The organism is Maribacter stanieri (assembly GCF_900112245.1).
GTDB classification, from domain to species: Bacteria; Bacteroidota; Bacteroidia; order Flavobacteriales; family Flavobacteriaceae; genus Maribacter; species Maribacter stanieri.
The window spans coordinates 1-3,748 of the sequence record NZ_FOYX01000006.1; the positions used below are offsets into that span (position 1 = coordinate 1).

Annotated in this window: 2 protein-coding genes and 1 pseudogene; all 3 read right to left on the reverse strand. The window is 37.3% G+C overall.

Going from position 1 to position 3,748, the window contains the following annotated elements; translation table 11 throughout:
- A pseudogene (locus tag BM296_RS18655) lies at window positions 1-1,463 on the reverse strand (hypothetical protein); the annotation flags it as partial.
- Window positions 1,464-1,700: 237 nt separating this feature from the next.
- Window positions 1,701-2,864: a T9SS type B sorting domain-containing protein gene (locus BM296_RS18660; protein WP_091905613.1), complete on the reverse strand. Its 1,164-nt coding sequence runs from the start codon at window positions 2,862-2,864 to the stop codon at window positions 1,701-1,703.
- On the reverse strand, window positions 2,864-3,748 hold an 885-nt coding region (locus BM296_RS18665), incomplete at its 5' end, for a hypothetical protein (RefSeq protein ID WP_177214982.1). The genes BM296_RS18660 and BM296_RS18665, both read right to left, overlap by 1 nt.

Consider the following 3,748-nt stretch of genomic DNA (forward strand, 5'->3'; position numbering starts at 1 on the left):
GTATGCGCACCTGTACTGTAATTGTTATTGGCAACAAAAGCATCCACTTCCGCTTCTGTTAAGTTTGTATCGACCGTATGCGCTAGGTCACTGATTTGCGATTCAGTGATGGTCAAGGCAGTTTCATGTTGAGTTACGTTTGACTCTTGTACACGTGCATTATCAAGAACTCCAGTAGTTAAATCCGCCGCATCCGTTGTATGTGCACCTGTACTATAATTGTTGTTGGCAACAAAGGCATCTACTTCAGCTTCTGTTAAGTTTGTATCAACTGTATGTGCTAAATCCGAAATTTGCGATTCAGTGATAGTTAAAGCAGTTTCATGTTGCGTAACGTTTGATTCTTGTACACGGGCATTATCAAGGACTCCAGTAGTTAAATCCGCTGCATCCGTTGTATGTGCACCCGTACTATAATTGTTATTGGCAACAAAGGCATCCACTTCCGCTTCGGAAAGTTGCGTGTTTGTATCAACCGTATGTGTTAGGTCACTGATTTGCGATTCAGCGATGGTTAATGCAGTTTGATGTTGAGTTACGTTTGATTCCTGAACTCTTGCATCTGCGAGCACACCAGTAGTAAGGTCTGCAGCATCCGTAGTATGCGGGCCTGTACTGTAATTATTGTTGGCGACAAAAGCATCCACTTCTGCTTCAGAAAGCTGAGTATCGTCATCGCCATCGTCCAATCCTGCTGGTCTGTTCGCTAGGCTTGTCCATTCTCCATCGAAGTCGTCCGTTGAATCGGTATCTAAATTTGTAGGTAAATCGCTTAAATCATTAAAACTTCCTGAGAAATCATCTGCAGCATTATCATCAAACCCTGATAAGTCTACAATTGTTGTATTTGGGTCGTTAGATAAAGTAAGTATGCCTGTTGTAAAATCTAACGTTTGTAATTCGTTTTGGTCATCTGCATCAGCATCGTCTACATTGATTACTATGGCATTACCATTGTCAATACTAATATTACCCGGTGTATTGTCTGTTTGTAAATTTTGGTTGTCGGTAGTTACAATTGAAATAATTGTTTCAATTCCGTTTTCATTGGTATATGTGTAAGTTCCATCGCCGTTATCCACAAGCGTAGATATAGTTTGTGGAGCTCCATTAAAAGTTACATTGTTTCCATTCCCATCAGTTAGGGTAATGGTACCATCTCCATTATCGGCAAAAGAAAATGAACTGGAATTGTTACCGTCACAAAGGTTCGACCATATTAGACCGTTGTAATAATGAACACATTGTGTGTCTGTATTATATATAACAGCTCCATTAAGAGGAGTAATGGCTTGCATTTGGGCAGTAGTAAGTCTTGTAAGAACAAATGCTTTGTTTGTACTTTCTAACTCAACAATGGAAGCGGAATTTATAGTGTTTGGATTCTCACCTATTTTTACCTGGGCATTTGCACAGAAAGAAATGAACACGAAGGAAAGTAATAGTTTAATTTTTGTAGACATCTAAATATTGGGGAATATGTTAACATCTGTAAAAATAAATAGGTCGTTGTAGGAAAAATATAATATGTTGTGTAGCTAGGTGAATATGTTGGGAAACCCCATATGTATTTCAATTCAACGCAGTAATGTGCATTTAATCTAGTATAGGTATATTTAAAATATGTAAGAATTTTAAAATACAGTAAGAAAATACTATTAAAAAAAATGTTTGTCCTGATAATTGATAACACTAGTAAATCATCGTGATAAGTATAGAAAACCTTGATAGTTTAAGTCTTCTTCTGGAATGTATATGGTGTAAAAATATACACCTGTAGGCAATCCTTTTTCTGCTCCAAAAGGAACATTATCCATATTTGAAAACCCTACAAAATCGTTAAGATAATCTGTTTTTTCAAAGACCTTGAATCCGTATCGGTCATAAATTTGAACAAAATTGCTATTAAAATCTTGCAATTCTTCTATGAAGAAATTGTCATTGATTCCGTCACCATTTACGGAAACAAAGAAGTTATCAAGAAAAAGAACATCTTTGGCTAAAGGCTCGAACGGAGTTTTTGAAGACCCAAGAGTTATTACCTCGTAGTCGTCTGGTATAAATGACTCTGTTGTTACAAACCCTTCGGTTAATGTACCTACAGGCACACTACCAACTAGATTTACCCATTGTTGGGAATTTTTGCTCCATCCTACGGGGATAACTTCATCAACGTTTTCGGTTAAATTTCCTATGTTACTACGAATGTTCCAACTTAAGGTTAGCGCAGATGGTACTGTAGCTTCTAATCGCCAAAATTCAGTACTGCTAACAATTTCTACATCTAAATCTGTAGAGGCGGTGCTATATGAATCTGGTAACGAGGTTGGGTTATTGGCATCTTCATAAAAATAAGCGCATTTAGCAAACAAATTGACACTCTCAGAATTAAGAATTAATGGTCTTAAATATTGCACATCGCCAACAGGAAAACCAAAACTCTGTTGATTGGTAATAGCTGCATAACCTTCAATTTTGCTAAAATCGTTCTCGCCACTGTAAAATGAATTATCTACAAAATTATAGAAAATGTCTGGTTGCGATAGGGGAGTAAGAATACTACCGAATATAAAGTTGGTGTTATTGGTATTGTCCATACCTAGATTTAACTGCATGTTATTCTCTAAGGCAATTTCCATGTCATAGAACTGTGGTGTAACATTCCCAGAAATGATTAAAAGTTGTGTGCCATAAAAACCTGCCAGTCCAAGATTATTGTCCATTGGCGATTCATTGATAAGATTGGTGTGGAAACCAATAGTACCGCCATTATGAATACGCAAGTTGCCATTGTTATATAGGGCAGTTTGGGCAGAAACGCTAGCTACCAATAAAAAGAAAAGTATGTGTATGTATGTTTTCATTAGTTGTTTTCCTTTTCTAATAACATGGTTTTAATTTCTTCCATTTGAGCTTTTAAGGCTTCCATTTCAGTTTGCATATTAGTATTGGCTGCTTTTAATTCTTTAATTTTCTTTTCTTGCTCAATGGTATGCAAAAATAGTTCTTCTATTTTTTCTAGGTTGACTCTAGAAGATTCACTCACATTCCAAAACCCTTGTTCTTTTACCGCTTGTGCAGATTGAATGCCGGGTAGGTGATTGTTCTCTTTTACAAAAGCTTCAATTTCAGCTAATGTTTTAAACTCATAATTCGAGTTTAAAATGGAATTGCCCAAGAAGTATTTTTGAAAAACGTAGTCGGGGACAGGTGTATGTGTTCCGGTTACCGTGACATTGCCACCAACCTGTAAGTTTCCAGTTGTACTAACATCAGCTATAAATACGGGATTTATTTTAGAACCATCAATAGCTGCGCCTGGAGCGATATCTATATTAACAATTGATTCATCGTCTATTTCATCGGAAGAAACTGCGTCAGATCTCAATTCTCCAGCTCCTACTGAATTATTTGCAAGTTCACCTTGTGTGATACTATTTGGAGGTATTTCTATGGTTACATTCCCAAGAAGTGCATTGGTAGCTCCACCTACTGTAAGAGATGTAGATGTAATATTATTATTGCCAACGATTGTGGCTGTGCCACCACCATTTGATAAAGAAAGAACGTTGCCTGCAATTGTCAATATTTGAATTTCATTCGTGTCGCTTTTGTCGCCATCTGCTGTATCGGATGCGGCAATGGCGGTAGCTACTTCGGTATCAAGTGCGAAGGTTGCCAAGGAAACGTCCTGGTTGTTTCCCCCCTCGATACCAATGGTAAGGACATCTCCCGTAAGAATAGACCC

Bases quoted from the DNA above. Each gene is read 5' to 3' on its own strand.
- BM296_RS18660 (WP_091905613.1), bottom strand. From the start codon at position 2,864: ATGAAAACATACATACACATACTTTTCTTTTTATTGGTAGCTAGCGTT.